Source organism: Desulfofundulus thermosubterraneus DSM 16057 (assembly GCF_900142025.1).
GTDB classification, from domain to species: domain Bacteria; phylum Bacillota; class Desulfotomaculia; order Desulfotomaculales; family Desulfovirgulaceae; genus Desulfofundulus; species Desulfofundulus thermosubterraneus.
Genome location: NZ_FQZM01000014.1, coordinates 1 through 25,975, shown reverse-complemented (window position 1 = coordinate 25,975; position 25,975 = coordinate 1). Strand labels below are relative to the sequence as shown.

Genomic DNA, 25,975 nt, shown 5'->3' with positions numbered 1-25,975 from the left:
CACATTGCTCCTTTTTAAGTTATTTTTTGTCTTTCCGATAGGTACCTTTCCAGGGCGTCTACCCACGGCGGGAGCAGGTAACCGATGGTTTCCTTCAAGGGGAACGGGTCCAGCACCGAGTAGAGCGGTCTTCGGGCCGGGCGGGGAAACTCCGCCGTGGAGCAGGGGGCCAGTTCCACCTCCAGGCCGGCCAGTTTGAATATTGCCGTCGCAAATTCGTACCAGGTGGTGTTGCCGCTGTTGGTAACGTGGTAGGTGCCGTATCGGCCGCTTTCCACCAGGTCGGCAATAGCCCGGGCCAAATCTACCGTATAGGTGGGGCAGCCCCGCTGGTCGCTAACCACCCGGGCGGCGCCCCTTTCCCGGCCGATCTGGAGCATGGTCTCCACGAAGTTCCTGCCCCCGGGGCCGAAGAGCCAGCTGGTACGCACGACGAAGCAGCGGCCGCCGACCTCCGCCACCGCCCGCTCGCCCCAGAGCTTGCTTTTACCGTAAACGTTCAGGGGATTCGGGGGGTCGTACACGCTGTAGGGTTTGCCCTTTTGACCGTCAAAAATGTAGTCGGTGCCGACGTGTACCAGCACGATACTCATTTCCCGACACGCCAGCGCAAGGTTTTTAGGTCCCAGGCCGTTGACCAGGAAGGCCCGCTCGCAGTTGACTTCCGCGCCGTCCACGTCAGTGTAGGCAGCGCAGTTGACCACCACCCGGGGCCGCAGCCGCCACAGGGCGGACCGTACCGCCGCCGGATCGGTGATGTCCAGTTCCCGGCGGGAAAGGGACAGCACCTCTTCCCCGCGTTGCCCGAACTCCGCGGTCACCGCCCGGCCCAGCATGCCGGCGGCGCCGGTGACCAGCACCCGCCTAACCATGCCGCACCTCCCAGGAATAGGGAATGGAGGGGTCGTTGTAGGGCAGCCGGAATTCATCGGGCTGTTCGTAATTGTACAGCTCCGTAGGGAAGTTGACGATTAAGGCCGTCCGGTTGCCCTCGGCGGTAAAACCGTGATAAACCCCCGGCGGGATCTTCAAAAGGCAGGGGTTGAGGTAGCCCAGGTGGAACACATTGAGCACCCCTTTTGTGGGGCTGCCCTCCCGCGGGTCGTAGAGCACCACTTTGGCCATGCCCCCTACGCAGACAAAGTGGTCCCACTGGATTTTGTGGTAGTGCCAGGCCTTGATCACCCCCGGGTAGCAGGCAGTGATGTAGGCCTGCCCGAACTTATCAAACTCCGGCCAATCGCTGCGCAGCATCTCCATGAGAAAACCCCGCTCGTCGGGAATCAGGCGCAGCTTCTTCACCTGCACGCCGTCGATCAACTCCATAGAAAAACCCTCCTGTATCAAATTACCACTTCCGCGTCGTCGCCCACGAAAAGGCGCAGGGCCCGCCGGCGTCCGCCGGCCCGGACCACGCGGGTGTTGCTCCCGATAAGGCTGTCTTCGATGTGCTCCACGTCCAGCAGACGGCAGTTCTCCAGTACTACCGCATGTTCCAGGGAAACCCGCTCCAGTTGACTGCCGCCGGCAATAGCGGTGTAGGGGCCTACAAAAGAGTCAATAATCGTAACTCCATTGCCGATGACCACCGGCCCCCGGACGACGCTGTTCACCACCCGGCTGCCCTCCCCTATTTCCACCCGTCCCACCACCTGGCTGTCGCCGTGAACCTCTCCCCGGACGTCCCGCCGGGCGAACTCGTCCAGCACCACCCGGTTGGCCTCCAGGATATCGTCCTTTTTACCGGTGTCCAGCCACCAGCCCTCCAGGATGCGGGCTTCCACCAGGCAGCCCATATGGATGAGTTCCTGGATGGCATCGGTGATCTCCAGCTCCCCCCGCCAGGAGGGTTTTATGCGCCCGATGGCTTCGTGAATGGCTGGCCGGAAGAGATACACGCCCACCAGGGCTAGGTCGCTGGGCGGCTCTTTTGGCTTTTCAATCAACTGAACAACGTGGTTCCGGCTATCCAGCACGGCCACGCCAAAGGCCCGGGGATCTTTTACCCTTTTGAGCAGGATGAAGGCGCCGGCTTCACCGGCGGCAAAGTCCCGCACGAAGGCCTCGACGCCACCCTGGATGAGGTTATCCCCCAAAAACATCAAAAAGGGCGACTCTCCCAGGAATTCCCGGGCCGTCTTCACGGCGTGGGCCAGCCCGGCGGGAGTCTCCTGCAGTATGTAGGTGATCTTTATTCCCCAGCGGGAGCCGTCCCCTACGGCGTCTTTCACGTTTTCGCCCGTTTCCGGTGAAATGATTACCCCCACATCATCTATCCCCGCCGCTGCGATTTGCTCCAGCACGTAAAAGATGATGGGCTTGTTGGCGACCGGGATCAGCTGCTTGGCCGTAGTATAGGTTAGGGGCCGCAGGCGCGTGCCCTTCCCGCCGGCCAGTACCAGAGCTTTCAAACTGCTCCTCCCCTTTCAGAACACCGTAAACAAAGTTATCACCGGCACCCGCAGGCGCGGGTGCCGCCCGTTCCGCGGCGGCAACGCCCCGATCACCCTCTGGCCGGGCGATGCGCTGGCCGGGATCGTTCCAGATGGTTTTCATATGGATGCAGTGGTTCGTTTTTCCTATATGAACAATTATAACATGGTAACAGGGTGTTTTCTATGCAGCTCATATAAAAGTAGAATTGTGCACGGTTTAAGATGTTGCCGGGATCCCGGCAGACCTTTCCGCCAACGGTTCCTTCTCCGGCCCGGGTGCAGATATTGTCGGCTAACGGATTCTTCTACCAAGCCAAAGTGCATATAATGTAATACTAAACACTGGGAATGTACAAATCCGGCTTGTGGATCTATTCCACAGCAAAGGAGTGAGATTATGGACTTCCTGAAGAGGTTGGAAGAACATCGTTCCCTGGAAAAGGAACTGTCCTGGGAGGGTACCTTCCAGGAGTATTTGCAGATAGTTAAGGAACGTCCCTGGGTTTGCCAGCTTGCCCACGCCCGGATCTACAACATGATCAAGGACGCCGGGGTAGAAGAGATAGATGGTGTCAAGCGTTATAAATTTTTCTCCAGTGAACTCTTCGGTCTGGATAGGACCCTGGAAAAACTGGTGGAGGAATACTTCCACCCTGCTGCCCGGCGGCTGGACGTACGCAAGCGCATCCTCTTGCTGATGGGACCGGTAAGCGGCGGCAAATCCACCCTGGTGGCCATGTTAAAAAGGGGCCTGGAGAAGTACAGCCGCACCGACCGGGGGGCCCTCTACGGCATCAAGGGCTGTCCCATGCATGAAGAACCCCTGCATTTAATCCCCAGGGAGCTGAGGCCGGAATTTGAGAAGGAATACGGCGTCTACGTGGAAGGAGAGCTCTGCCCCTACTGTCGCATGATGCTGGAAACAGAATACGACGGCAAGATTGAAAATGTACGGGTGGAAAGGATTTTTCTGTCCGAGGAAAACCGGGTGGGCATAGGTACCTTCACCCCTTCCGACCCCAAGTCCCAGGACATTGCCGATCTCACCGGCAGCGTGGACTTCTCCACCATTGCCGAGTACGGTTCGGAGTCGGACCCCCGGGCCTACCGGTTTGACGGCGAGCTGAACATTGCCAACCGGGGCATCATGGAATTCCAGGAAATGCTAAAATGTGACGAAAAATTCCTGTGGAACCTCCTGAGCCTTTCCCAGGAAGGAAACTTCAAGGCCGGCCGTTTTGCCCTTATTTACGCCGACGAGTAAGCAGTTATCTCATAATACCAAAAGAACACTCAGCCCTGTAAACCTGTTCACATACGGTTTGCGGGCTTTTTTCGTTTTCAGCCCGTGGCTGTTTCATAGCCAAACATTCGGCAAGTACCGCGTATAACCTTGCCTCGTCATCCGGAGAAGGCTGTTCCAAAGGTGGGTAAATGTTAATGGTACCAAACCTGCTTTTTATGATTTTAACAGGGATCATAGAACCACCCCAACGCTTTTCCAGGGTCCCATTCAGAAAAAAGATAGCGTCGCAAAACCTAGAACTGTTCTATAAAAGTTATGCAGACCAATTTGTCCATGTTTACAGAAAAATTCAGCCGGTAAGAACTACGTCGGGACTATCTAAGGCAGCTTCGCTCAACCCTCCATCCCTCGTATACTAGAGTCTTTTCATTCAATGCCCAATAATGGCTGGTTTGGGTTGCGAAAAATAAAACCCCTGGATAAGCGACACACCGCTGGTCACCGTTTCCAGGAGCTGGTTCCTCCTACCAGGGCACCCCGGCCCGCACGGCACCGGATTGGCTTGTTGTTTCCTTTTCTTCCGTTGCCGTTTTGCTGGAGGCATCGTACGAGATGTGATTCTCAGAAGGTGTAAAGGTTTCAAGTTCAGCAACAGTTGTATTACAAACATCGGGCTCTTCGAATATAAGCCTGGGATGTTCAGGACTTCCCGCCTCCGATTTGATTCTGTTTAAGCGCTTTAAATCTTTTGCTTCGGGAAAGTTTTCATAATCCAGCACCCGAAGTTTTGCGGGAGGCGTACCATCAGGTAGGAAAGCCAGGCAGAACTTCGAACGCATTTTGATTATCTCTTCCGGCCGCATAAGTTCACGACCTGTGGTGCTGCGGGTCTGCCGGTCGTCAAAAAGGCCGGGACCAAAAAGAGACTTCACCTCACGGGTCGCGCTTTGTGTTTCCACGGTGCACTGCCCCAGCATGCGGCTGAAGTACTGCGCCGTGTAGTCGTCTTTAACACCGATTACCAGGGTGGTGTCGCAGCAGGCCTTGATTTCCTGCCATGTACGCCCGTAAACCCGCTCCAACTGGGGAAGGCTCTGTACTATAACGTGGCACTCTATGCCCCGGGACCTGACGGTGGCGATTTTCTTTTCGAACTCGGGAATGGTTACTATGTTTGCAAACTCATCCAGGAGGAACTTCACAGGTACCTGCAGGCGGCCGTCGGGCCTGGCGTCGGCCGCTTCCACCAGCCGTACGAATTCAAAAGTGAAGAAAAGTGAAGCCAGAAAATCAAAGGCCCCGTGTGTATCCGGGGTGATGAGAAAGTAGGCGCATTTTTCCCTGCCAGGCAAAGCAAGGTCTATATCCGATTTGCAGGTCACCTGCCGGACCAGTTCCTGCTGGAAGACCTGCAGCCTGGTGCCCAGCCCGATAACCACGCCGCCCCTTACGTTCTGGCCGGCCATGGCGTAGACGTTGTAAGGTCCTTTGGCCGGGTGGTTCACCGGCAGCTTTGCGAACATGGCATCCACCTTTTCGGGGTCGCCGGAGGCCAGGATGTCGTACAGGGAACCCATATGTCTCTCTTCTTCCGGAAGCTCCAGCACCACGTAGAGCGCGAGGGCCTTCAACAGATTCTGCTCCGCACGGTCCCAGAACGAGTCGCCACCCCTTTTGGGACCGGCATCGGTGGTTGCAATCACCACCTGGGCGAACACATCTGCGTCCAGGGGTGTCCGTATTTCCGTCAGCGGGTTCCACCGGTCGGATTCCTCCATGCGAACGAGATTGAGTACCCTGACTGCATATCCTTTCGTCCTCAGCCAGGCAGCCATGTCACGATACAGCTCACCCTTTGGGTCGGTGACGATGACGCTCTCCCTAGCCCGCACGGCGGCAAATATGTTGGGGCGTACGTAGCCCCGGCTCTTACCCGACCCGGGAGCGCCGACCACCAGCACATGCTTGTTCATCCAGGTTTTCGGCTTCACCGGTATGCGCACCGGCCTGCTCCCGAACGCGCCGAGTATTATTCCGGGGCCGAAGCCGAAGTCGCACACCCGGGCCAGGTCGGCCTTCACAGCCCACCTGGCGCTGCCGTGGGTGGCGTCGCCGGGTTTCATCCTGATCCCGCTCCATCCGGTCCCACCGCGGAATCTTCCCCCCAACCACCAGCTGAAAGCCGCCAGCGCAGTAAGGCCGTGCAGGGCCAGCCAGATTTTCCGTGGACCCGGATTAGCCAGTTCCCGTTTTGTGAGCCAGGCCCACGCAGTTTGTAAGGGATGCTGCGCGTACCAGGATACGGCATCGAAAGCATGGGCTGTTGCGGCTTTCTCCGCCGGAGTGGCGAATATGGATTGCCCCTTCAGCCAGGTCCCAAGGCCGTGCAACCAGGCGGCTGCCGTGCCCAGGGTCCATACATCGAGGAGATAGAGGCCACCAAGGGCCAGCACTGAAGTTCCAGCCATAATTCCCCCTCTAGCTAACGCGGGCATGTGTTTAAAAGCTGAATAAACCTCCTCCTTCACCCGGGATAACGACCATCTCATAAAAACCACCTCGCCTAATGAATTTAGCTGTCCCAATAAAATGAAAAAGGCCCGGATAAACCGGACCCAAAAAAGGAAAAACCCGGCGAAACCGGGTTTGCTTCTTCAAATTTCTACCATTTTTCGATCTTCAAATCTTCAATCTCAGAAAAATGAACATCTCTCGTCACTAAAACGAAATCGTATTGTCGAGAAATGGCCGCGATCCAGATATCGTTCTCGGGTATGGGCCGCCCTTTCTTCCGCAATTGATCTTTGATTAAGCCGTACTCACGCGCCGTACCTGTGTCACAGGCCACCACCGTGCTGCTGGATGCGAATTCCGCCAACCGCGCAAGGTTCTTCTCCACCTGGCTGGACTTGTGGGCTCCGTAATACAACTCCCCCAGGACAATGCAGGGTACAAACACTTTGTTTGCTTCCATCAATTTTTCCTGAACAGATTCGTCCCCTGCAAAAAGGGCAATGACAATGTTTGTATCCAGAAGAAACTTACCACTCATTTGCATCCACCCGCTCGCAGGCGTCCTCTATAGCTCTTTTCATCAATTCCCCTTCTTCCGGCGATATAACCCCGGCAAAGCGAAGCAAATCCCTACCGGGCGTTCCTTCATTGAGAGTAAACCTTAATGCCCGAGCGAATTCAAGAACTCGTTTTTGAAAATGGAAAGGCAGGCGGTTAACCTCCATTAAAATTTCCTGTTGAATTGGCTTAGTGTCCACTTTAACCACCATCCCTGTTTGTTTAAATCCTAACACCGCTACGGAGGTCGGGTGTAAACCTAGTTAAGCACTTTTAAAAGCCCATTCACCCTCACCCCAGTTGTCCCAGGCTTTTTCCATTTTCTGTGAGGCAAATTCTTTTTTGAAATCATTATTATCCATGGAAAATTATCCCCTCTTGAGTAACGTTGCGGTAAAAAGGATCAACTTTAAATGAGGGAGAATCGAATTCTTGAATATCGCACGCCAGAGCTATCACCGGAATGTCTTCTCTCAGGCTGATTTCAAAGGCTTCATCTACAATCGTATCGCGGATCTTTTTATCAAGCCTTTCCGTCACCACAAGTACGTCAATATCGGACCCCGGAACGCTGGTTCCCCTTGCCTGGGAGCCGAATAAAATTATTACTTTCACCGGAACATCTTTTTTCCTGAGAGCTTCCGCGTATGATTTTACGATCTCTACAGCTCGTTTATTAATAGGCACGGAACAATCGCCTGCCGGGGTTTAAACTGTAGTCATACAGGATCTTCCAAAGCTCCAAGGTTAAAATACCACATGTATGCATACGAATGCAACCGTATGGTAGTCAAAAAATAAAATTATCTCATGCTACCCCACTGATGTAAAGTCACTTCCCTGTATAAACACTGGTCACTTCCGGCCTGCCGTGGCCCAGAAGCTCCGCCACCTCCAGTTTTGCCGCCCTTTCCGGACTTACCCTGCGGAAGCCGTATTTCTCCGGATGCTCCAACCGGCAGGCCAGCTCCTCCCGGGCGTAGGCGTGGCGCAATCCGTGAAAGGTAATCGGCCGGTCGGTGATTTCTTCCCGGTGCCGTTCGATGAATTTCTGGATGCTTTTGATAACTCTGTGCGTCTTTTCGCCTGGCGCGACGAAGATCTTCTCCCCCCTGGTCCCCCCGCGCTCTTCCAGGAACCGCTCCAGTTCCACCTTTAACTCCAGGCGCAGCGGCACCCGGCGCACCCGACCCCCTTTCCCTTTGACCTCCAGTTCTCCATCCTTCAGGGCGTCCCGGACGTGGCCCACCGTGAGCCGGGTACACTCGTGGATCCTCAGCCCCGCGTGGCGGGCCAGCTTCATGGCCATCACCACGTCCGCACGGCCCAGTTTTTCGGCCTTCTCCAGCATCCGCCGGTATTCTTCTTCCGTCCAGGCCCTATCTTTGCCGCCGGCCGGGGTCTTTTCGAGCCCCAGCGCCCGGTTATCCGGCAGTTCATTGCGCGAACTGGTGAAGCGATGGAAAAACCGCACCGCCGCCAGGTCGTTTTTCAGCGTCTTTTCGGATATGCCTTCCTGGCGGCGGTATTCCACGTATGCCCGCAGGTGCTTTTCGCCAATGTTGGCGATCTTCTGCAAACGAAATTTTTCCGCACAGAACCAGAGGAAGTTTTTCATGCTCTCCCGGTACCGGAAATGAGATTTTTTGGACATCGCGTGGGTCGTGTCTTTTACCGCCTCACGCCAGATTTTTTCAAGCTGAGCCGAGAGATTTCTGTATACCCCTTCGGAACTTTTTGCGCCGGCAGTTGTTTTTGATTTCTTCACAGAATCGTTTGTCATCGAGCCTCGCCTCCAATTCCAGAAGCACCTTATTCTCGGGCATTTCATACTTTCGCCATGGGATCTGCCGGTGCCACCAGCGGATGATGGAAAAATAATAAAGTATAGTTCGTCCGCTCCTTCCCTGTTCTTTTAAGTGTCTGGCGAAAGCTGCGACATGACGGGGTTGTATGTTTCGTATGTCTTCCGGCGCAAAACGTTCTGCCAGGAAGCAAAGAAATTTTACGTACTTGCGAAACCGCTCCAGGCGCTTCTCATAAGAGCCACCCCTTGCATACCGGGCTACCCTTTCCACGAACTGCCGCCCCAGGCGGTCGAGGATGGGATTTCCGGTATTTTCCCAGGAAACCCGTAGCATTTTATCCCCCCTGATCTGTATTTTCCTTTTGTTTTTACGGCTTCGCCGTCACTGCAAAAAAGACAAAAACTCCCTAGAGGTTTATCCCCCCGGATCCTCATCACATAGGTTTGCACCGGTGGAAACCTCTTGCAGATTACCCTTCGGGCCTTATTTTTTGCGGCTTCGCCGTCGCGGGCTGCGCCCGTCTCAGTGCCCCCTCCGCTTTCGCTCCGGTGGCCTGAGACGGGCTTCCGCCCGTTTTTGCGCTTCGCGGTGCGGGCTTACGCCCGGTTGCGGCTTTGCCGTGCGGGCTTACGCCCGTTGCCTGCCGCTCCGCGGCTTGCCCGGCGGGCTGCGCCCGGGTTTGCACCCCCGGGGCCCTTGCCCCGTCCGCTGCGGGGCAACCGCCCCGGGGGTGGTACCTGTTTGTTGTCTGCGTGCTCCCGACGGCCGGCTCTTCCAATGCCCGCCTCGCACGCCGTTATGGGCTTGTTAAGCATTCACTGAGGCCCCGTTACCCCACTTATGGGGGCGGCAGGTGCCGCCAGGGCCCATAGCGTGGACCCCATACTCCATATGGAGTGGTTAGTCAGCGATCAATCGCGTCATAACCGGGGATCCGGTAACGCCGCTAATTTGCGGCGGGGAAGGAGCCGGCCGGAAGCCGGCGTCCCACCCCCGTTGGTTGATTACCTGTAGGTCTCACAGCTTGCTACATTTACCGCCCTGCCCAGAATCTCAAGGGCCATCCCGGGTTTCTCATAGATGACGTGGTGCGGTATTACCCTGGCAAGGGCATCCGTGTCCTCCGCCTCGATTGCCCTTGCAGCCCGGCGGGCGTAGTGGTCTTTGAGAGCTTCTTCGAGTTGTATCATTTTCACCACTTATACCTCCCGTATGGTTTTTTCCAGGTCGTGCCGGCCACCCCGTTCTCTTGTTTTCGCCCTAAAATCACATCCAGCGCAGCGGCGAGGGTGGCTGCATCCACCGGGTTCTCGATCCCGATGTACTGCTGCACGTCCGCTGCAGACCACTTGTCGGCATCCAGGCAGCCGCACCGGTTGAAGTTGATAACCGCTATTAAATGGCTACCTCCACCGATACCACCGGACGGCCGGACAGCAATCCACATCTCCGTACCCCGCCCCGTAATCACGTAGTTACCCGGTGCTCTGAGCGGGTGTATTTTTACCGGCCATCTGTTATCATGTAAAGATGCCTGTACTTCCATCATTCGTAATTTAACCCCCTTAAACTCCCAGGATTATATCCCCTTCCGTTTCCCCTGTTTCTTCACCCCACTGACTGCGCGGGGCCAGCAGGGTACCGTTCCAGTTGTAATCTTTTCCGCAGCGGTCGCAGGTGTTGGTGAAACCGTCGCAGATGACGGTTTCACCGCAGTCGCACCGCACTTCCACATAGCCCGGAATTCGCCTTTTGATGTACCTGACAGGATCCGGCACTTCCATTGTTCCGCAAATAGGGCACTTTTCGGGAGTGGTCCTTTTCCAGTTACCGGCTCCGCATTTGGGGCATATAACCCCACCACCGATTTGTTCGGTAACATATTCAGCCGGAACCCTTTTGATGACTCTTGACATTCGACCCATCTCCTTTCTTATGCCCGGACGACCCGCACTTCCATACCGGCCGCCAGGGCATCGTCAATGCCTTTTTTATCGCTCCACACTGCCCGGCTAACCGCTAGGCCGTGCTTTTTTAGTTCTACTTTCAGAGTCAAGTATGCTCGTGCCACTTCCGGGTTACTTTCCACGTCCCGGTCGAAGGCGATTATGACTTCTTTTGCTTCAAGAGCCAGGATAGCCGGTATAGCCGGCCGCCAGGTGGCGGCGCTTAATGCGCCCACCACGACGGCGCCCAGGTACTTGCAGGCGATGTCCGCTTTCAACGGGCCTTCGGTGATCCATATCCGCCGGTCTTCGACTTTTGCGGGCCTGGTCACGTGGGCAGGGGTGCCGCAGGAGCAGCCGCCCCGGCTCTTGTGACCGCTGAACAGCTTATATTTCCCGCCCCGCGCGTCGTCCATGCGGCGCTGCAGGGCCTGGATCCGGCCCTTTTCGTCCCGCACCGGGATGAAGTATCCCGGCTGCCGGTCGAAGGTCCAGTAGGTGCCGCCTCGCGGCCCCCGGGCCTTGTAAAAGCCGGGGATGCCGGCCAGGTCGTGGCCCATTCGGATCAGGCGCCTGCAGACCGACCATGGGGCTTCGGTTTCGGGGACCGACCGGTAGCCGTTCCTCCTGATCTCCCATTCAGTCAGTCCGCGCCGGAGCAGGTCCTCTCTGTGGCGCGGCTGAAGGTAAAGGAGTCGCAGGAAGTCACGGTACACCCGGTCCCGCACTTCCACCGGCGCGGTTTGCGCCGCGGTTATTGAGTCGTCTTTCATGAGCGCCGGCAGGTTTACCATGCCCGGTTCCAGCCAGTGGAGGTAGGCTACCTGGCCGTTGCTCAGGACCACTTCCTTGAACGAGCCCTCGCGCACCCGCATGCAGCTGGCGATGAAGCTGTTGAAACCGCACCAGTCGCCCTTGCCGCAGATGGGGCAGGGGCGCCAGGGTTTCACCGGAATGAATTTTTCCTCGGGGTAACGGTGTTCCGCCTGCACCCCCGATCCCCCCTCTGCTTAAATCAATCCCTTTGTTTTCAGGCTTGCAAACTTTCCGTCGCCGATGATGATGTGATCCAGCACCGGGATGCCGACTATTCTCCCGGCCTCGGCCAGGTTTCTTGTGATAGCCATATCCTCATCCGAAGGTTGCGGGTCACCGCTCGGGTGATTGTGAACCAGGATTACGTGGTAACTGTTGGCCAGGATTGCCGCTTTAAAGACCTCCCGGGGGTGGACCTGGACGCTGTTCAGCGTACCTACCGCTACCGTATGGATTGCCGTCGGTTCGTTCTTGGCATTAAGGCATATAACCAGGAAGATCTCCCGGTCGGCGTCCTTCAGAAAGTCACGAACCAGATCGGCCACATCCTCCGGTCTGGTTATTCTGCGGGCTGCGTAAAATATGCCCGCTTCCTTGACAAGTTTCACCGAAACGATATTTACCCGTTTCTTCATGCTCCGGGGCGGCCGCCGGCGCCGCCCCTTTCACCTCCTCTTCGGGTGATTGGGCGGGCCGGGCCGCCTGAAGTTCTAAATCTCGCAGTCTGCCATCCGCCGTGCCCGGTTCCGGTCTTCCGTCTCCGCCACCAGGCGCAGCAGCCGTATCAACCTCTCGCCACGGGCAATCTCCTCGCGCAGGGAAATCTCCCGCATGCCGGACATTGCCACCAGGTAGGTGGTATCTTCACCTGCGTTTCGTGCCTCCCAGATCCGGTATGTCAAGCCGCACACCCCCTCTCTTCCGGGGTGGCGGCTTCCCAGATCCTTTCCAGCACTTCTTCGACCTCGCAGAGCACTTTCATTACGAGTTTGAGCGCCTGTTTCGGCTTGCCGCCGGCGCAGGCTTTGATGTACTGCCACCCGTGCCAGGCATATCCGGTATAGCCGTAGATCTCGCAGAGGGTACAGGCCACTGTCTCGGCGACCACTTCCTGCACCGGATCCTGGCCTCCCACCAGGGGGCGGATGGTGTTATGCACCGCGTGCGCAAGCTCGTGGAAGTACGTTTTGACGTCGTGAGTATGCAGGTTGATCCTTTTAAGTCCGGGCTGGAAACTGCCGTAACAACTGCCGTCTCCAGGGCTGTATCTAACTTTGACCCCCAGCCTTGCCGCCACGTCGAACAGGGGAGGCAACTCGGGAGGCATGTAGTTTATCTCCGGCAGGGGTTTACCCTCCGTATCTTCCAGACGGAACACCGGGATGAAGCGGAAACCCACAATCACAGGGCGTTCTTCTTCCCGCTCCTCGCCCGTTTCGGGATCCTGTATTTTGACCTTCCTGGTTTTGGTCAGTGGAGCGAGGATATGGAACGCTTTCGCGCCCTTTTTAACATGCCGTCCTACTTCTTCCCACTGCCTGTAACCCCTGGCGTCCTCGGTCCCAGCCAGGTACATCAGCAGGCGGTTGCCCAGGCTCCATTTGTCAGACGGCCTTTCATCGCCCGTCTGGCGCCGGATCATCGTCCGGGCCACCGCCGGCGGCAGGTTGCCACTTTCGAACATTGCCAGCAGCTTTTCAAGCGCTTCGCGCAATCTTTCTTCTTTCATGATCCGGGGCGGGGTACCGGCCCGCCCCATTCCCTCCTTTCCATGAGAACGGTTTGCGGGCCGGTGGCCCAATTTTTAGTCTACTTCCGCACACTGCGGACACAGGAAGCCTGCCAGGTTATCCCGGCTGTCGAAGTCGCCGTGGACTTCGTAATTCCCGAAACGGTCCGATTCGGCCCATTCGCTTGCCGGGCGCAGGCAGCCTTCGCAGTAGCCGCTGCGCTCAAACTCCCTTGCGTCATCTCCCCGCAGGTAAACTGTACCGGTCACTGCCATGTTTTCCGGAGCGGACCATCCGGCCCGCTCCATTCCCTCCTTCCCGTGGAAATGGTCGGGTCGGTAACCCGTTTACTGGCCCACCTTCACCGGGACAACTTCCTCATCCCGACAAAAATGCACCAGTTGGTCGGTTTCAACAGCCCGCGCGTTCCATACGGCGATAGTACCGCAGGCGTGGCAGGGGCCAGCGTCCTCCCAGGGTTGGGGATCAGGGATCTTATAGAACAGGCGTTCTTTGCCCCACGGAGTGCGGAACAGTACTCCCGGCTTAATCTTGTCAAATTTCACTTTCGCAGGGCGGACCCTCCCGGCCCGCCCCTCACACCTCCTTGTTCTTGGTGAGTTAAAGGGCGGGCCGGGCCGCCTATTTTAACGATTGCACGCTTACGTCAACCTTATATAACTTTTCCGTCATTATCATTACGAACTCGGCTAAAGCGATGCATGCTCGTCTTAACGCCTCAGGTTCCGTCCCGTTTAATTCTGTTATGTTGTTTATCGTTTCGTACCATCCCGGAAACGTCTTTTCAAACCATTTCCGAAACCGCTCTTCCTTTTCCCGTTCCCTTCTCTCAATCTCGTCAAGCCACTCATTAAACATCAGTTACACCTCCCAGCGTCTCTCAAAACGGGCCGGGCCGCCTGAAAAGCAAAAGAGGACGGTCGGAACATGAATGTCCCGTTTTCCGTCCTCTTGCTGGCCTTTAGGCCGTATTCCGGTACTTATAGTTACCCGCGGTACGCCTTGCTCCGGTGGACCACTTCTGCGATACGGACTTCCTTGCGGTCAAACCGGTACCGGAAGGTCACGCGCCAGTCGCTTCTCTCCATGAGATAGAGAAACCAGTGCGGAGGCACTTCAGGCGATTGTTCGCCTGTGGCAGCCACTTCTCTTTTTGCTTCCATAGCCATCACCCGCCTTCACCTCCAGTTTATCATCCCGGAGGCTAGCCGGCAACCTCGACGCTTACCGCGAAGAGTTTGTCATCGCCCATAGGCCGGTACTTAATCTTCGCCTGTTTGCCCGAGGATGCCTGCAGGGCCTGGCCGTTGCCGTTTTTGGCGCAGATTTTGTATTCCGTACCGTCCCCGGTAACCGCAATCGCCCAGATGGTACTTTCACTTTTTCCGGGCTTCACTTCTTTAATGGCAAAAGTATCAACCTTCAGCTCTTCCTGATCTTTGCTTTTTTCCCTGTTGGATTCATTTTCGTCTCTTTGTGCCGATTTCTGCTCGCCTTTTACCAGCGCCGCCAGAACTGCCTGCGCGTCATCCGCTCTGCCCGCGCCGATGAGCGCAGACAGCAGGTTGATGGTCGCTACGGCGGCCGTCTGGCGGGAGCGCAGCCACTCCAGTTCCCGGTCGGTGTGCGCCAAGTTGTCCCTGACGGCCCGGAGGGCTTCTTCGTCCCCACCTTGGGAAAGCTTCTTTTCGAGGTCCGTCCTGGCGGTCATTATGTCGCGTATTACCGTCGGTATCTCGTTAACTTCCTTAACCAGCTTGACCAGCATTTCTTTCATGCTTCCGGGCTACGGGCCTGCGGCCCGCGCCCAATCACCTCCCTGGAAATGATGATTGGTTTTGCGGGCCGGCGGCCCTTAATTTCTCTTTACACTCGCATCCCTTACTGTACTGCCGACTCGGAAGGAACGCAGAACAGGTTACCAACGTCGATGGTTTCGCCTTTTCCGTTTCCTTCCGTAAACCTCTTTATTGCCCGTTCCACAAAAACTTCGACATCGAGATCGTAAGTTTCCTCTCCGCAGCGCGGGCAGTAGTAATAGGGGATTCTTTTGAGACAAAGCGCTGCGCCGTCTTTTACCAGCGTTTTTTCTTTAAACCGAAGTTCGGCGTTCTCGTAGTAGCACCCGGCACAAATGCCGACCAACTCAAGCTTCTCCATGATATCGCATCTCCTTTTATTTCCGGGGCGATTTGAGAGTCCGGTGATCGTCTTCCCAGATATCCGGATCCGGTTCGTAGGCTGTAACCAGTATTACGGTTTTCCCGTGAAGCGCCACGACCAGATGGAGGATTCGACCACCGCTCCCACGGCCCATAACCACTCTCACGGGGTCCGGATTGCTTCCGTACATTCCCGGCGCATGGCCCTGGATGATTTCTCCGTTATTTATAACGTTATACACTTCTTCCACCGTTATACCTCTTGCTTTGATCCGCTTCCGGCAGTGCCTGGAAAACCGGACACGGGCACGGCGAATGCGGATCATTTCTTCCCGCCATCGTTCTTTGCCGTCATACATTTCCCGGGCTGCCTCCTTTCTTTCGAAATTGAAGCGCCCGGGTTTTTCTCCCGCGGGCGCCCGTTTCCAACGCCCGCAGGGGCTTTCAAAAGCAAAGAAACACCTCAACGTTCAAGCCTATAATTTTGCTTGCCCGTCAAGGTGTTCCACTTCCAAAATCCTCGTTTTCTCCCGCACGCCTCCCGGCGTGCATGTTCCGGCACCTTACATGTCACTGATACTCCGCCCCAGGCAAGCCTATCGGCTTGCAAACTCTTAACGCCGCAGGCGGGGGCACAGCCTTTCGCGCGGCGCTTAGCCCGTCTCGGTTTCTTTTCACCGCCGCAGGTTGGGCGTTCCTGTTTCCCGGCGGCTAGCCCGGTTCGTGTCGGGGAGGCCACCCCCCACTCTCAACGCCACTCGAAGCTGGGCGGCTTCGGCCTGTGGCGCTTGGGACCTCTCGCTTACAAGGGGTGTCTTGCGGCTGCCTTCGGAAGAGTCCACCTTCCTGCCGCTGCGGCCTAATACCGCTCACCCCAGGGACCGGATACAGCTCCGGCCAGGCAAGGCACCCTGCTGCTCATCGCCTACAGTCGTGCCGTTTTGCCCCTTTCTTACGGCTGGGTCCCACCGCCCCGTCCGCTCTCACAGACGCAGGACTGCCACATCCGCTCTCACAGATGCAGGCCGCTCCAGGAGTACACCCTGCTCTCGCGAGGAATTTTTCCTGGAGCCTCCTTGCCAACGCATTCGCCCGCTCACACAGGCGACCGTTCCGGAGCTTCCATCCGTACCGGGAGAAGGCGTCCCGATAGGCAAGGAGCTTAAAACTTGTGTCTTTTATTCTTGCCCAAAACTTAGCAAGTTTTTTGGAATCTGTCAAGTGCTTTTTAGAAAAATTTTTTCGCGCAACTCGCCGGGTATAAGAAGCAGTTCATCCGCAGTGTACCTTTTCCCCGGCGGGGTGAGGTCTTCTCCCTCCTGTAAAGTCGGGAAAATGTACACATCGGCATGTGGGAAAGCGTCTTCACCCCGGCGGGGCGCATCGATGACCCACTTCTCCGCAATGCCCGCTCTCGTCACAAGCTGCATTTCCGCTGTAACGCCGCCCTTTCCGTTCCGCAGCACCTGCCACTTGAATCCGGGCACTTCATTTTTCGCCAGGGCGTAGAAGAGACCCAGGGCCGCCAGGCGGCATGCTTCCTGGGCGTTTTTGGGCGGCCTGCCGTCGGCAGGATACCAGAGACGAAACTGCCCCTTGTGTTGCCCCATTTCGGCGAATACGCCGACCCAGCAGACCATCCCAGCCCACCAGAGGCTGGTAAACGCCGAACCGGCTACTTTACGGTGGCAGGACAACGCGCTGGCGGCCGCACTGGTGGTCAACGCCTGGGCTTCTGTCAGGCAGGCCAGCAGGTCGAAGGCCCGACCGGTGAAGTCGATTGATTCGCCGTCTCCACGCTTGCACTGGGCCGCGCCCAGGGCAAGTCCCTTTGCGTAGTTAAAGCTTCGCTTCCCTGATTCTCCTTTCACGCCGCACCCTCCTTCCCCGTATGCGTTCCGGGTCCAGCACGACCAGGTGCAGTTTCCTTTCCATCTTGTCGAAAGACAAAACCTGAAACGGCAATTGTTCCCCTTCCTCAATCCTTTTGTTGAGCGGATAGCCGGCCAGGCCGATCAAGCCCTGGCGGACTTCGACGAACATTTCCCTGCCGCGAATTTTTAAAACTCTGCCGGTCAGGATGGTGCCCCGGCTGAATTCTTCGTTTTCCCAGGGGTCCTTGATTGATACCCGTATATCTTTCTTCTCTTTGTCGATGGCCTGAACCGTAACCCTGATCAATTGCCCCGGCCTGTATATCACGTCCAGGGGAAGCGATCGGGAATAGGCCGCATTTCGATACGGCACTTCAACTATCACGCCGCCGCCGATGTCCAGCCCCACGCCTCTTCTGGATACATAGCGCACCAGGGCCGGAATTTCTTCGCCTTCAGTGAGGGTGCCCAGCAACTGGTTGACCGCCTCTTCGACCACTTCCCGCCGGGTGCAGGCCACAATGCCGTTCTTCCTGTCGATGCTTTTTATTTTGACGTTCACTTTCTGATTGACGAAGAAATTCATTGTTCTTTCGCTGGGCAGCCCGGTTTCGGACGAGGGTACCACGCCGCGCACTCCGTCCGCGTCTTCAAATTTGAGTTCCCAGTATAATCCGTTCAATGTTTTCGGCCTCACGACGGACGTTACGACCGCGCTTAAAACGCTGTCGCGGTCTTTGGCATCATAGAAAATATCCCATTGATCCAGTTCCGTTATGCTGGTTCCTTCCGGAGCTATCCGCATACATTATCCCCCCTGTCGGTTTTGAACTCGAATTCTATCTTGCCGTCTTCACCCAAAACCAGGACAGCTTCAAATTCCCTGCCGGCTTTGGATTTAAAACCTTTGATGACGCCGGTTTTACCTTTCTGGAGCAGTTCTTTTGCCTGGCTGACCGTGATCTTTTTGCCGGCGACCTCTTTCCAGATGACGAACTTGCACCCTTCCTTCCAGCCCGCGCAGCCGTAACCTTTTTTGCCCTCGATAACGTCCTTTCCGCACAGCGGGCACCTACCCAGGACATGGCCGGCATGATCCGCAAACTCGAAGTTGACCCTGCCGTTTTCGCCCAAAGTCAACGCAGCGTCGAAGTTCTTGCCGGCTTTCGATTTGAAGCCTTTGATAACACCGGTTTTGCCTTTCTGAAGCAGTTCTTTTGCCTGATTGACCGTGATCTTTTTGCCGGCGATCTCCTTCCAGATGGCAAACCCGCAGCCCTCCTTGTACCCGCTGCAGCCGTAGGATTTGGTATATTCCAGCACGTCACGTCCGCATAGAGGACACCTGCCTATCACCTCCTTCTGATGTACCGCGCCGTTTGCTTCCTGTTCTTTTGCCATGGCCACCATCTCCACCGTGAAATTTTTGAGGCCAACCAGCCACAACCGGGCATCATCCAGCCCCTCCTCTATACGCCGCAGCCCGTCTTCCCATTGAGCGGTCAGTTCCACCGATTTCAGTTTTTCCGGCACCAGGTCTACCAGGGCTTCGCCCCGCGGGGTGGGCACCAGGGTTTTCTTGCGGCGCTCGACGTATCCCCGCTTAATCAGCGTTTCGATGATCGCCGCCCTGGTGGCGGGGGTGCCGATGCCGCCGGCGGCTTTGAGGGTTTCGGCCATTTCCCTGTCGTCCACCAGGCGGCCGGCATTTTCCATGGCCGCCAGAAGCGTGGCTTCGGTGTACCGTTTCGGGGGTTTCGTCTGCCGCTCGACGGCCCCCGCTTTTTCGACAGCGACCGTCTCGCCTTCGGCCAGGGGCGGAAGCGGTTGTGATTCTCCGTCTTCGTCCTTCCCATCCTTTTCCTCCTTTTCTTCCGGCCCGTATACCGCTTTCCAGCCCGGCTCGATCTCGACCCGGCCTCCGGATTTGAAAGTCTCGCCCCCGGCTTCAGTGACCACTTTGGTTTCGTCGTAGACTGCCGGGGGATAAAACATGGCCAGGAACCTCCGGACCACCAGATCATATACCTGTCGCTCCGCGGGGTTGAGGGCCGCCGGGTCTGGAGTCACGTCCGTGGGGATGATGGCGTGGTGGTCCGTGACTCCGGCGTCGTCGATGTGACGTTTGCCCGGCATCATCCCCGGCCTTATACGGCGGACCAGTTCCCCGTATTCCGGGCATTTTTCCAGGGCGGCCAGGCGCTTTTGCAGGGTGTGCCGCGCCAGTGCCCCCGTTAGATGGCGGCTGTCGGTCCTGGGGTAGGTGATCAGTTTGTGCTTCTCATACAGAGATTGGGCCGTGTCCAGGACCTTCTGGGCCGTCATTCCGTACTTCCGGTTGGCTTCTTTCTGCAGGTCGTTCAGGTTGAAGAGCAGGGGCGGGGCTTCCGTTTTGGTGCGTTTTTCAACCTGTGTCACCCTGCCGGAACCGGCGGCCAGGGCGGCCCGTACCAGTTCCTCCGCCCGTGATTTTTCTTTGATGCGGCTCTCGCCACCCCTGAACCACCTGCCCCGGTAGGTGGCCCCGCCGCTTTTCTGGAAGGTGGCCCGGACCTCCCAGTAAGTCTCCGGCTTGAAATCCCGGATTTCCCTTTCCCGCCGCACCACCAGGGCCAGGGTGGGCGTCTGCACCCTGCCGACAGAAAGCAGGGTTTTGTGTTTCACCGAAAACGCCCGGGTGGCGTTGATCCCCACGATCCAGTCGGCTTCGGCCCGGGCCCTGGCCGCCGCGGCCAGGTTGTCCAGTTCGCGGCCGTCACGGAGCTTTTTGAAGGCCTCCTTGATAGCGGAGGGGGTGGCCTCCGAAAGCCACAGGCGTTTGACCGGTTTTCTGCAGCCGCACCACTCGTATATGCGGCGGAAGATCAGTTCTCCCTCCCGTCCCGCGTCACAGGCGTTGATTACTTCCGCCACGTCCGCCGAATTTAGCAGTTGATTCAGGATTTTGAGTTGCTTCGTGCCACTCCTGATTGGATGCAGTTTGAACTCCTCCGGAAGGATGGGAAGCTGCTCAAGAGTCCATTTGACGAATGTCGGGTCGTATTCGTGCGCGTCGGCCAGTTCCAGGAGGTGGCCCAGAGCCCAGGAGATGACCAGACGGTCGTTCTCCAGGTAGCCGTCTTTTTGCGCGAATTTCCCCAGGGCGGAGGCAATGTCGCGGGCGACGGACGGTTTCTCGGCTATAACCAGCTTGCGCAAAACACTATTCCCCCTTTTTGCCGATCAGGGCCGCTAGGTCCGGGTTGCTGGTGACCACCGCCTTTTCCACCTCGCTCCAGGCCCTGAACCTGATCACCCTTTCGGCGTTCCATCTCGCGCCTTTCCCGGCGGGCAGCTTCCTGTTGTACGGCCAGTCTTTGAGCCAAAGCGCCGGTACCTTGTTGAGCAGGGCCGCTGCGAGCACCGGATCGTCTTCAAAGACTGCCACGGCCTGCAGTTCTTGCGTAGCCACCTCCGCCTTCCCCTGCCTGTCCAGGCCGCACAGCACCTGGTCCGCAGGGAAACCGTGTTTCTGCAGCCAGCGCACGGTGAGAAAAAGGGCGTCCCCGGGACGGGAGCTGATGTAGGCGATGCGGTAGCCGAGGTCAGCCAGGGTTTTCAGCGTTTCGGCTGCGCGGGGGAACGGCTCTGCCCGTTGCAAAAGTTTCAGGCCTTCCTGGGTACTAAAAAACCCCGGCGGTAGCGGCGCCGGGTATTTGTTCAGCGGCACGCTGAACCTGCGCACCAGCTCCAGGTTCGTATTCGCCACGGTGTTGTCCACGTCTACCGCTATCCACATGTGTCTTCATCCTTTCTTCCAGGTGTGCCAGGACCCGCCGGGGGTCCACGCCCGCCAGCTCGAATATACCATGCTCGTAGCCGTCCTCCAGTGCCGCTTTCCGGATGAATTTCCGGGCGTCGGCTTTGATATGCCTGGCGGAATAGTCGCGTGAGCCATACCTCACCGGGTTTACAGCGTCTTTAACGGCCTGGAGAACGACTGCCCGCGCCAGGCGGACGTATGCGGGTTCGAACATGAAAACCACCTCGCTCAAAGGTTCATAAATGCTTCCACATCAAACTCCACGGTCTTTTGGGGAACTTTCCGGGTGCTGGTACATGCTCCACCGGTGAGTTTTTGCGCAATCCCGGCCAGTTGTCGCTCTATCTCCGACAGCCGCTCTTCAAGACGGATGGCCGTGTCGATAAGTTCCCTCGCCCTGGCCGCCCGCTGGCCGGGAGGGTAACGGAACAGCGGGTGGTCAGCCGGCAGCCGCAATTCCAGCCGCTTATACTTTGTCTTATTCCTCGCCACAACGAACCACTCCTGTAAGAGTACCGGTACCTTCTTTTCCAGGCGTCATGCGGCTTCAGACCCCTTTTTCCCGCTCCGGTTCCGGCACTTAATGGCCGCGACGATCAGCGCCAGAAAGGAGTACCGGTACCTGGAGCGAAAAATTGCCCTCAAAGCCGGATTTTACGCGCTTTTGAGGGTTCCGGTTACAACCTTCAAAAATCCTTCCGCGTTGGCCCACTGCGGGTCCGGCAGGATCTCGGCCGCCGGGAACATATCCGTCAGCTCCGGTAGCGCTTTCGCCCCACCGCCGGCCAGGTAGAACTTCGCCACGAAGTCCCCTTTTTGCCCCAGGGCCGCCAGCACGCGGTCGGCTATGGCCCGGGCGGTATTGACGCGGGCCGCCTTCACCGCTGCCGTCAGGTCCAGTTCCCTGCCCCGGAACGTTACCCTGCCCTGAGCGGCTACGGCTGCTGCCACGTTCATGTCCAGTGGAGCCCCTGTCGCGGATCCGAAGGCGGCTGCCACAGTTTCATACATCTGGAAGACGCCGTACTCAACAGAACCGCCACCTTCGGGGCCAACCATACCACCGGCCACCTTAGCCAGTACGTAGTCCGTGGTTTTGAAACCCACGTCCACGAGGCATATTAGACTGTTCTCCGGCAGGTCTGAGGCCGTCAACAGCGCTCCAGCCCCCTGGGGATATACCACCACCTTCCCGAAGGAGACCCGGGCGAGGGGACCGTCGTCTACAGACACCTTCGCGTGCAGAGCCTCCAGCTGTTTACGCAGTTCTTCCTTCTGCAGGCGGTAGTAGGCTACGGGAAGCCCGACCACCAGAGTAGCACCCTCCCGGGCCTCCAGGAGCCGGGCGGCTGCCAGTACGAGGATGTCGTGGTTGGGATGTCTGTGTTTCTCCCGGTCAAGGGTAAATGTCGCCCCCTGTCCTTCCCGCAGGGCCAGCTCACCCACGAAATACTTTTTGGTATCGCCGTTTTTGGTATCGCCGTTCAATTTGCGGATTTCAACCACGTGGCCGGAGCCGTTACGGGACAGTTCAGCCAGCGGTAGTTCGCGGTGCGGGGCCACCACGGAAGGTATGAGCACCCGGCGGTCGGGGGATATGGCTTTTGTGTGACTGTAGCCCACGTCGATGGCTATCACAAAACCAACTCCTTTCGATAAATGGCCACAAAAAAAGCGCTTAACGCGCTGTTTCTTCCAGGATGAGTTCGGGCATGTCGTTTTTTGGTGAATTGACCAGTTTCGAAACGGGGTAAATATGAAGCCTTCCCTCATAAGGGCGGAGAATTTTCTTCAAGGCGCGTAAATCTCCAGTCTCAAGCCACTCGATGTACTCTTCCTCGTCGCTGAGTATGACAGGCATCCTGTTGTGGATCTCCTTCATGGATTCGTTTGCCTCGGTAGTAATTATTGTAAAAGAAAACACGCTTCCTTCTGGGGAATCCCACCTGTCCCAGAGACCGGCAAAGGCAAACACCTCTTTGCCGGGAAGCGCTATCCTGTAAGGGGTGCTCTTTTTCCCCTCTCTTTTCCACTCGTAAAAGCCGTCGGCGGGAACGAGACACCTTCTTCGGAAGCGAAAGGAATCCCTGAAAGAGGGCTTTGTCAAAACAGTTTCAGCCCGCGCGTTGATGAGTTTGCTCCCCCTCGAGGCGTCTTTCGCCCAGTGAGGAATAAGACCCCAGCACATAACTTTGAGAAGCCGCCCGGATTCATCTCCGACGATTACAGGGACGTCTTGCCCGGGTGCGATGTTATACCGCGGAGAGTAGGGAATATCGAATGGGACGCGGAAGGTTTTGCTGATTGTTTCCGGAGCAGCAGTTAAGGTAAAGCGACCGCAGATGACGAATACCCCCTTCGTGGATAGTGAATTTGCCGCCGTTAAAAAGAGGAAAAGTTCAACAACGCAGCCTTTTTTATCACATCTTTCCCATACTTTTCCCTCAGTTCATCTATTATAAAACACAATTGTTTTTCCTTTTTTCTTTCTGCAAACAAGGACAGCTGCTCGTAAGACCCATCTTCCAGGTTGGAAACCTGTATTCCGACCAACCTCCAGGGAGGCCGACCGCAGTTGTCCAGAAAAAGCTCCCGGGCTGCTTTGTAAATGGCTCCGTCCTCATCAACGGAATTGAGCAGTGTCCGGGACCTGGTGATGGTACTGAAGTCGCTGAAGCGTATCTTTACCGTGACCGTCCGGCCTTTAAGCTTTTTCCTGCGCAGGCGGTAACCGACCTGCTCGGCCAGCTCCAGGAGCGTTCTCAAAACCGCTTCCCTGTCGTATACGTCCCTGGGGAACGTCGTTTCCTCACCTACGGATTTGATTTTCCGCACCTGTTCTATTTCCCGGGTGTCAATCCCGTTGGCGTACTGGTGTAGAGTCGCACCGAAACTGCCGAATATCCTGACCAGTTCGCTTTCCAGAAATGCTGCCAACTGGCCGATTGTCCTGACCCCAATTTGGTGTAATCTTTCTTCCGTATGCGGCCCCACTCCGTGCAGTTTCCTCACCGGCAGCGGCCAGACCACCGCCGGCACGTCTTCCGGCTTAATCTGCTTTAAGCTGTCCGGCTTGGCCAGCTCACAGGCCATTTTCGCCAGGAGTTTGTTGACCGACACTCCGATGGAAACGGGCAGGTTCAATTCCCGCCTCACCGCCTCCCGGATTTTCCTGGCCGTTGCCATTCCCCTGCCGGAAGGCACGGCAAGGTATGCTTCATCGATGGATACCGGCTCTATTTGCGCGGCGAACCGGGCATAGACGGCGAATACCTGAGCCGATACCCGGCGGTAGCGGGCCATGTCAACCGGGAGAAAAACGGCGTTGGGACACAACTTGACCGCGCGGCTCATGGGCATGGCCGAGCGGATACCGTATTTCCGGGCTTCGTAGGAACACGTGGCGACCACGCCGCGTTCGTCCGGGCGGCCGCCGACGATGACCGACCTGCCCCGGTATTCGGGGTGGTCACGCTGTTCCACGGAAGCGAAGAAGGCGTCCAGGTCGCAGAGCAGGATATCGTGGGACATGAGGATCACCTTTTCCCTTTGCTTCTTTCCTCTTTCAACATCTGCAACCTCTCCAGGACATCTTCCCTACCGGCAACGTTTCGTTCTAGTGCCAGACGATAAATATTCTCCGCTCTGTCGTAATTGCGCGGGGCCTTGCTGTCCCGGAACAGCCAGTACATGTCCCCCCAGCCGATGTACGCCCAGGCGGAATCGGGAAATTCATTCACCAGAGACTGAAAAGCTTTTTCTCCTTGTTCAACTAGACCAAGGGCGAAGTAAGATTCTGCTTCCGCCCTCTTCATGTTTTCGATGATCAGCCTCTCTGTTTCCGGAAACAGTGAGCAAAACTCCCGGCAGTATTCTATCCTCTTCTCGTAAAAGACCGGGTCTTTTAGCCCCGCGTTACTCAGTTCCATCTCCAGGTCCTGGCACCAGTTGTGTAGGTTCTGCAGCCCTGAAAAGACTTTTTCCGCGTCATTGATGGACTTCATCTCCGGAGTAAAACGTTTTTTCAGGTGCTCCCACACTTCCAACCATATCTGGCAGCCTTCTTCCTCTTTTCCTTCGCTGCAGAGACGGTACCCTTCCTGTATCATGTCGTCCAGTTTCTCGGAATTAATCATGTGCGGGGCCAATCTTTCCCACAGGACAACGGCGGCCATCCAGGGGAAGTCCTGGTCGTAGCCTTTCGCGGTGACTTTATTGGTCTTCCACCAATGTTCGGCCAAATCGCATGCTGAATAAAAGTTTTCGACTTCTTTAAGAAAGCTTTCTTCGGTTACGTTTATTCCGAAGTCACGCAACTTTAAGATGATCTCTTCTGTGGTAAAAGAGCGGACCTCATCCAAAGACCAGTGCTTTTTCCTGCTCTGACCAAGGCAACATTTCTTATATTTCTTCCCGCTCCCGCAGGGGCAGGGGTCGTTTCTACCGATTTTAGGCAAACCCATCCTCCTCAACATCTTATCTGTTCCCCCTGTCAGTTTAGGCAGGGACAGCTGCTCACAAATCGAATCATCCTACGTGGGAAAACCTTTCATACACACTAAGAACACCCGAAACTTTACAACACTGTAGCGAGTTCATTTTATCTTTGCCAGTGCCCGGTTCACTTCGTTGATGTAGAAATATTCCGGGTCAAACTTCCTCCCGCCTGTGTCCTTTTCTGCCCAGATCAGGTAATCATTGTATTCCGGGTGTTCGGGGTCGCTGATTATGTTCAAAAATTCTTCATAACCCGAAACTCCACCGACATCCTCCGGTGGCCTGTGGCGGGCGCCGGCTATGCACACCGGGTAATGCCGTCTTTCTTCGGCCGGCAGGATTGTCTCCAGGATTACATCATGCCGCCAGTTATCCCCAAAGTCGTAGGTATAGACGCATTTTTTGCGTTCACCGAGAAGAGCGTCGATCTTCGTTCTTTTGGCGTTCAATTCTTTTGCGCCTCCGTACAATTCTCCCGGGGCATAATCAGGGTCGGGAACGTGAACCACCACATCACCGAAGTCAAAATCAAAGAGGTGGTAGTCCTGCCAGCCAAAGGCGGCCTG

33 protein-coding genes and 2 pseudogenes are annotated in these 25,975 nt (G+C 56.6%); 1 reads left to right on the top strand and 34 read right to left on the bottom strand.

Annotated elements, in window-relative coordinates; translation table 11 throughout:
- Positions 1 to 14 precede the first annotated feature (14 nt).
- Genes rfbD through BUA65_RS06380 form a run of 3 tightly spaced genes read right to left on the bottom strand, consistent with a single transcriptional unit; the run spans position 15 to position 2,411 of the window.
- The gene (gene rfbD, locus BUA65_RS06390; RefSeq protein ID WP_072868182.1) at positions 15 to 872 is read right to left on the bottom strand and encodes a dTDP-4-dehydrorhamnose reductase; all 858 of its coding nucleotides are present in this window, start codon (positions 870 to 872) and stop codon (positions 15 to 17) included.
- Positions 865 to 1,326 carry a dTDP-4-dehydrorhamnose 3,5-epimerase family protein gene (locus BUA65_RS06385; RefSeq protein ID WP_072868181.1) on the bottom strand — a complete coding sequence of 154 codons (462 nt, stop codon included), beginning with the start codon at positions 1,324 to 1,326 and terminating at the stop codon, positions 865 to 867. Before BUA65_RS06385 ends, rfbD begins: the two co-directional genes overlap by 8 nt.
- A gap of 17 nt (positions 1,327 to 1,343) precedes the next feature.
- A complete protein-coding gene (locus BUA65_RS06380) occupies positions 1,344 to 2,411 on the bottom strand; it encodes a glucose-1-phosphate thymidylyltransferase (protein WP_072868179.1) in 1,068 nt (355 codons plus the stop codon).
- A 421-nt stretch (positions 2,412 to 2,832) separates the two neighbouring features.
- Here BUA65_RS06380 and BUA65_RS06375 point away from each other — a divergent pair.
- Positions 2,833 to 3,696 (top strand): annotated as a pseudogene (locus BUA65_RS06375) (protein prkA); the annotation flags it as partial.
- Positions 3,697 to 4,205: 509 nt separating this feature from the next.
- Here BUA65_RS06375 and BUA65_RS06365 read toward each other — a convergent pair.
- The 31 genes and pseudogenes from BUA65_RS06365 to BUA65_RS06210 all read right to left on the bottom strand — a co-directional run.
- A complete protein-coding gene (locus tag BUA65_RS06365; RefSeq protein WP_072868175.1) occupies positions 4,206 to 6,149 on the bottom strand; it encodes a VirD4-like conjugal transfer protein, CD1115 family in 1,944 nt (647 codons plus the stop codon).
- 194 nt (positions 6,150 to 6,343) lie between these two features.
- Positions 6,344 to 6,733 carry a type II toxin-antitoxin system VapC family toxin gene (locus BUA65_RS06360; RefSeq protein ID WP_072868173.1) on the bottom strand — a complete coding sequence of 130 codons (390 nt, stop codon included), beginning with the start codon at positions 6,731 to 6,733 and terminating at the stop codon, positions 6,344 to 6,346.
- The gene (locus tag BUA65_RS06355; protein ID WP_207543866.1) at positions 6,723 to 6,953 is read right to left on the bottom strand and encodes a hypothetical protein; all 231 of its coding nucleotides are present in this window, start codon (positions 6,951 to 6,953) and stop codon (positions 6,723 to 6,725) included. Before BUA65_RS06355 ends, BUA65_RS06360 begins: the two co-directional genes overlap by 11 nt.
- Positions 6,954 to 7,107: 154 nt before the next feature.
- Complete coding sequence (locus BUA65_RS06350; protein WP_072868170.1) at positions 7,108 to 7,440, bottom strand: nucleotidyltransferase domain-containing protein; 333 nt, start codon at positions 7,438 to 7,440, stop codon at positions 7,108 to 7,110.
- 145 nt (positions 7,441 to 7,585) lie between these two features.
- Entirely contained in the window at positions 7,586 to 8,536 is a 951-nt protein-coding gene (locus tag BUA65_RS06345) for a tyrosine-type recombinase/integrase (RefSeq protein ID WP_072868168.1), read from the bottom strand.
- Positions 8,448 to 8,894 carry a phage integrase N-terminal domain-containing protein gene (locus BUA65_RS06340; protein ID WP_072868166.1) on the bottom strand — a complete coding sequence of 149 codons (447 nt, stop codon included), beginning with the start codon at positions 8,892 to 8,894 and terminating at the stop codon, positions 8,448 to 8,450. Before BUA65_RS06340 ends, BUA65_RS06345 begins: the two co-directional genes overlap by 89 nt.
- A 671-nt stretch (positions 8,895 to 9,565) precedes the next feature.
- A complete protein-coding gene (locus tag BUA65_RS06330) occupies positions 9,566 to 9,757 on the bottom strand; it encodes a hypothetical protein (protein WP_072868163.1) in 192 nt (63 codons plus the stop codon).
- A complete protein-coding gene (locus tag BUA65_RS06325; protein WP_072868161.1) occupies positions 9,754 to 10,110 on the bottom strand; it encodes a hypothetical protein in 357 nt (118 codons plus the stop codon). Before BUA65_RS06325 ends, BUA65_RS06330 begins: the two co-directional genes overlap by 4 nt.
- 16 nt (positions 10,111 to 10,126) lie before the next feature.
- Positions 10,127 to 10,477, bottom strand: coding sequence for a hypothetical protein (locus tag BUA65_RS06320; protein ID WP_013823457.1), 351 nt, complete (start codon positions 10,475 to 10,477; stop codon positions 10,127 to 10,129).
- A 17-nt stretch (positions 10,478 to 10,494) separates the two neighbouring features.
- Positions 10,495 to 11,499 (bottom strand): toprim domain-containing protein, encoded by a 1,005-nt coding sequence (locus BUA65_RS06315; protein WP_072868159.1) that lies wholly within the window; start codon positions 11,497 to 11,499, stop codon positions 10,495 to 10,497.
- A gap of 18 nt (positions 11,500 to 11,517) precedes the next feature.
- The gene (locus tag BUA65_RS06310) at positions 11,518 to 11,958 is read right to left on the bottom strand and encodes a JAB domain-containing protein (RefSeq protein ID WP_072868157.1); all 441 of its coding nucleotides are present in this window, start codon (positions 11,956 to 11,958) and stop codon (positions 11,518 to 11,520) included.
- A gap of 75 nt (positions 11,959 to 12,033) precedes the next feature.
- Positions 12,034 to 12,225, bottom strand: coding sequence for a hypothetical protein (locus BUA65_RS06305; protein ID WP_072868155.1), 192 nt, complete (start codon positions 12,223 to 12,225; stop codon positions 12,034 to 12,036).
- Positions 12,222 to 13,082, bottom strand: a complete 861-nt coding sequence (locus BUA65_RS06300; RefSeq protein ID WP_072868153.1) for an ArdC-like ssDNA-binding domain-containing protein — start codon at positions 13,080 to 13,082, stop codon at positions 12,222 to 12,224. Before BUA65_RS06300 ends, BUA65_RS06305 begins: the two co-directional genes overlap by 4 nt.
- 45 nt (positions 13,083 to 13,127) lie before the next feature.
- Positions 13,128 to 13,361, bottom strand: coding sequence for a hypothetical protein (locus BUA65_RS06295; RefSeq protein ID WP_072868151.1), 234 nt, complete (start codon positions 13,359 to 13,361; stop codon positions 13,128 to 13,130).
- A 39-nt stretch (positions 13,362 to 13,400) separates the two neighbouring features.
- On the bottom strand, positions 13,401 to 13,619 hold the full coding sequence (locus tag BUA65_RS06290) for a hypothetical protein (RefSeq protein WP_072868149.1): 219 nt from the start codon (positions 13,617 to 13,619) through the stop codon (positions 13,401 to 13,403).
- A gap of 76 nt (positions 13,620 to 13,695) precedes the next feature.
- Entirely contained in the window at positions 13,696 to 13,932 is a 237-nt protein-coding gene (locus BUA65_RS06285) for a hypothetical protein (protein ID WP_072868147.1), read from the bottom strand.
- 128 nt (positions 13,933 to 14,060) lie between these two features.
- Positions 14,061 to 14,246 (bottom strand): hypothetical protein, encoded by a 186-nt coding sequence (locus BUA65_RS18215; RefSeq protein WP_072868145.1) that lies wholly within the window; start codon positions 14,244 to 14,246, stop codon positions 14,061 to 14,063.
- Between the two features lie 32 nt (positions 14,247 to 14,278).
- Entirely contained in the window at positions 14,279 to 14,842 is a 564-nt protein-coding gene (locus tag BUA65_RS06275; protein ID WP_131821469.1) for a hypothetical protein, read from the bottom strand.
- Between the two features lie 113 nt (positions 14,843 to 14,955).
- Positions 14,956 to 15,234, bottom strand: a complete 279-nt coding sequence (locus BUA65_RS06270; protein ID WP_013823466.1) for a YgiT-type zinc finger protein — start codon at positions 15,232 to 15,234, stop codon at positions 14,956 to 14,958.
- Positions 15,235 to 15,250: 16 nt separating this feature from the next.
- Positions 15,251 to 15,595, bottom strand: a complete 345-nt coding sequence (locus BUA65_RS06265) for a DUF4258 domain-containing protein (protein ID WP_072868142.1) — start codon at positions 15,593 to 15,595, stop codon at positions 15,251 to 15,253.
- Positions 15,596 to 16,453: 858 nt separating this feature from the next.
- A complete protein-coding gene (locus tag BUA65_RS18210; RefSeq protein WP_072868140.1) occupies positions 16,454 to 17,107 on the bottom strand; it encodes a hypothetical protein in 654 nt (217 codons plus the stop codon).
- Positions 17,076 to 17,915, bottom strand: a complete 840-nt coding sequence (locus tag BUA65_RS06255; RefSeq protein WP_072868138.1) for a hypothetical protein — start codon at positions 17,913 to 17,915, stop codon at positions 17,076 to 17,078. Before BUA65_RS06255 ends, BUA65_RS18210 begins: the two co-directional genes overlap by 32 nt.
- Positions 17,906 to 20,308 (bottom strand): DNA topoisomerase III, encoded by a 2,403-nt coding sequence (locus BUA65_RS06250; RefSeq protein ID WP_072868136.1) that lies wholly within the window; start codon positions 20,306 to 20,308, stop codon positions 17,906 to 17,908. Before BUA65_RS06250 ends, BUA65_RS06255 begins: the two co-directional genes overlap by 10 nt.
- 4 nt (positions 20,309 to 20,312) lie before the next feature.
- Entirely contained in the window at positions 20,313 to 20,888 is a 576-nt protein-coding gene (locus BUA65_RS06245; RefSeq protein WP_131821468.1) for an LNS2 domain-containing protein, read from the bottom strand.
- A complete protein-coding gene (locus BUA65_RS06240; protein ID WP_072868132.1) occupies positions 20,773 to 21,126 on the bottom strand; it encodes a hypothetical protein in 354 nt (117 codons plus the stop codon). The genes BUA65_RS06245 and BUA65_RS06240 overlap by 116 nt, the downstream gene beginning before the upstream one ends.
- A gap of 14 nt (positions 21,127 to 21,140) precedes the next feature.
- Complete coding sequence (locus BUA65_RS06235; protein WP_013823472.1) at positions 21,141 to 21,404, bottom strand: hypothetical protein; 264 nt, start codon at positions 21,402 to 21,404, stop codon at positions 21,141 to 21,143.
- Between the two features lie 162 nt (positions 21,405 to 21,566).
- Positions 21,567 to 22,550 (bottom strand): ParM/StbA family protein, encoded by a 984-nt coding sequence (locus BUA65_RS06230; protein ID WP_072868130.1) that lies wholly within the window; start codon positions 22,548 to 22,550, stop codon positions 21,567 to 21,569.
- A 40-nt stretch (positions 22,551 to 22,590) separates the two neighbouring features.
- The gene (locus tag BUA65_RS06225; RefSeq protein WP_072868128.1) at positions 22,591 to 23,256 is read right to left on the bottom strand and encodes an SOS response-associated peptidase; all 666 of its coding nucleotides are present in this window, start codon (positions 23,254 to 23,256) and stop codon (positions 22,591 to 22,593) included.
- Positions 23,257 to 23,294: 38 nt separating this feature from the next.
- The gene (gene dinB / locus BUA65_RS06220; RefSeq protein ID WP_072868126.1) at positions 23,295 to 24,443 is read right to left on the bottom strand and encodes a DNA polymerase IV; all 1,149 of its coding nucleotides are present in this window, start codon (positions 24,441 to 24,443) and stop codon (positions 23,295 to 23,297) included.
- An 851-nt stretch (positions 24,444 to 25,294) separates the two neighbouring features.
- Positions 25,295 to 25,363 (bottom strand): annotated as a pseudogene (locus BUA65_RS19185) (SEC-C metal-binding domain-containing protein); the annotation flags it as partial.
- Positions 25,364 to 25,507: 144 nt separating this feature from the next.
- Positions 25,508 to 25,975 (bottom strand): plasmid pRiA4b ORF-3 family protein (locus tag BUA65_RS06210; protein ID WP_131821467.1); only part of this gene is annotated, 468 nt, incomplete at its 5' end.

What these genes read in the sequence shown, in the direction of transcription:
- rfbD (WP_072868182.1), bottom strand. Translation starts at nt 872, where the DNA reads ATGGTTAGGCGGGTGCTGGTCACCGGCGCCGCCGGCATGCTGGGCCGG.
- BUA65_RS06385 (WP_072868181.1), bottom strand. Translation starts at nt 1,326, where the DNA reads ATGGAGTTGATCGACGGCGTGCAGGTGAAGAAGCTGCGCCTGATTCCC.
- BUA65_RS06365 (WP_072868175.1), bottom strand. Translation starts at nt 6,149, where the DNA reads ATGGCTGGAACTTCAGTGCTGGCCCTTGGTGGCCTCTATCTCCTCGAT.
- BUA65_RS06360 (WP_072868173.1), bottom strand. Translation starts at nt 6,733, where the DNA reads ATGAGTGGTAAGTTTCTTCTGGATACAAACATTGTCATTGCCCTTTTT.
- BUA65_RS06345 (WP_072868168.1), bottom strand. Translation starts at nt 8,536, where the DNA reads ATGACAAACGATTCTGTGAAGAAATCAAAAACAACTGCCGGCGCAAAA.
- BUA65_RS06340 (WP_072868166.1), bottom strand. Translation starts at nt 8,894, where the DNA reads ATGCTACGGGTTTCCTGGGAAAATACCGGAAATCCCATCCTCGACCGC.
- BUA65_RS06325 (WP_072868161.1), bottom strand. Translation starts at nt 10,110, where the DNA reads ATGATGGAAGTACAGGCATCTTTACATGATAACAGATGGCCGGTAAAA.
- BUA65_RS06320 (WP_013823457.1), bottom strand. Translation starts at nt 10,477, where the DNA reads ATGTCAAGAGTCATCAAAAGGGTTCCGGCTGAATATGTTACCGAACAA.
- BUA65_RS06310 (WP_072868157.1), bottom strand. Translation starts at nt 11,958, where the DNA reads ATGAAGAAACGGGTAAATATCGTTTCGGTGAAACTTGTCAAGGAAGCG.
- BUA65_RS06300 (WP_072868153.1), bottom strand. Translation starts at nt 13,082, where the DNA reads ATGGGGCGGGCCGGTACCCCGCCCCGGATCATGAAAGAAGAAAGATTG.
- BUA65_RS06295 (WP_072868151.1), bottom strand. Translation starts at nt 13,361, where the DNA reads ATGGAGCGGGCCGGATGGTCCGCTCCGGAAAACATGGCAGTGACCGGT.
- BUA65_RS06285 (WP_072868147.1), bottom strand. Translation starts at nt 13,932, where the DNA reads ATGTTTAATGAGTGGCTTGACGAGATTGAGAGAAGGGAACGGGAAAAG.
- BUA65_RS06275 (WP_131821469.1), bottom strand. Translation starts at nt 14,842, where the DNA reads ATGCTGGTCAAGCTGGTTAAGGAAGTTAACGAGATACCGACGGTAATA.
- BUA65_RS06270 (WP_013823466.1), bottom strand. Translation starts at nt 15,234, where the DNA reads ATGGAGAAGCTTGAGTTGGTCGGCATTTGTGCCGGGTGCTACTACGAG.
- BUA65_RS06265 (WP_072868142.1), bottom strand. Translation starts at nt 15,595, where the DNA reads ATGTATGACGGCAAAGAACGATGGCGGGAAGAAATGATCCGCATTCGC.
- BUA65_RS06255 (WP_072868138.1), bottom strand. Translation starts at nt 17,915, where the DNA reads ATGCGGATAGCTCCGGAAGGAACCAGCATAACGGAACTGGATCAATGG.
- BUA65_RS06245 (WP_131821468.1), bottom strand. Translation starts at nt 20,888, where the DNA reads ATGTGGATAGCGGTAGACGTGGACAACACCGTGGCGAATACGAACCTG.
- BUA65_RS06240 (WP_072868132.1), bottom strand. Translation starts at nt 21,126, where the DNA reads ATGTTCGAACCCGCATACGTCCGCCTGGCGCGGGCAGTCGTTCTCCAG.
- dinB (WP_072868126.1), bottom strand. Translation starts at nt 24,443, where the DNA reads ATGTCCCACGATATCCTGCTCTGCGACCTGGACGCCTTCTTCGCTTCC.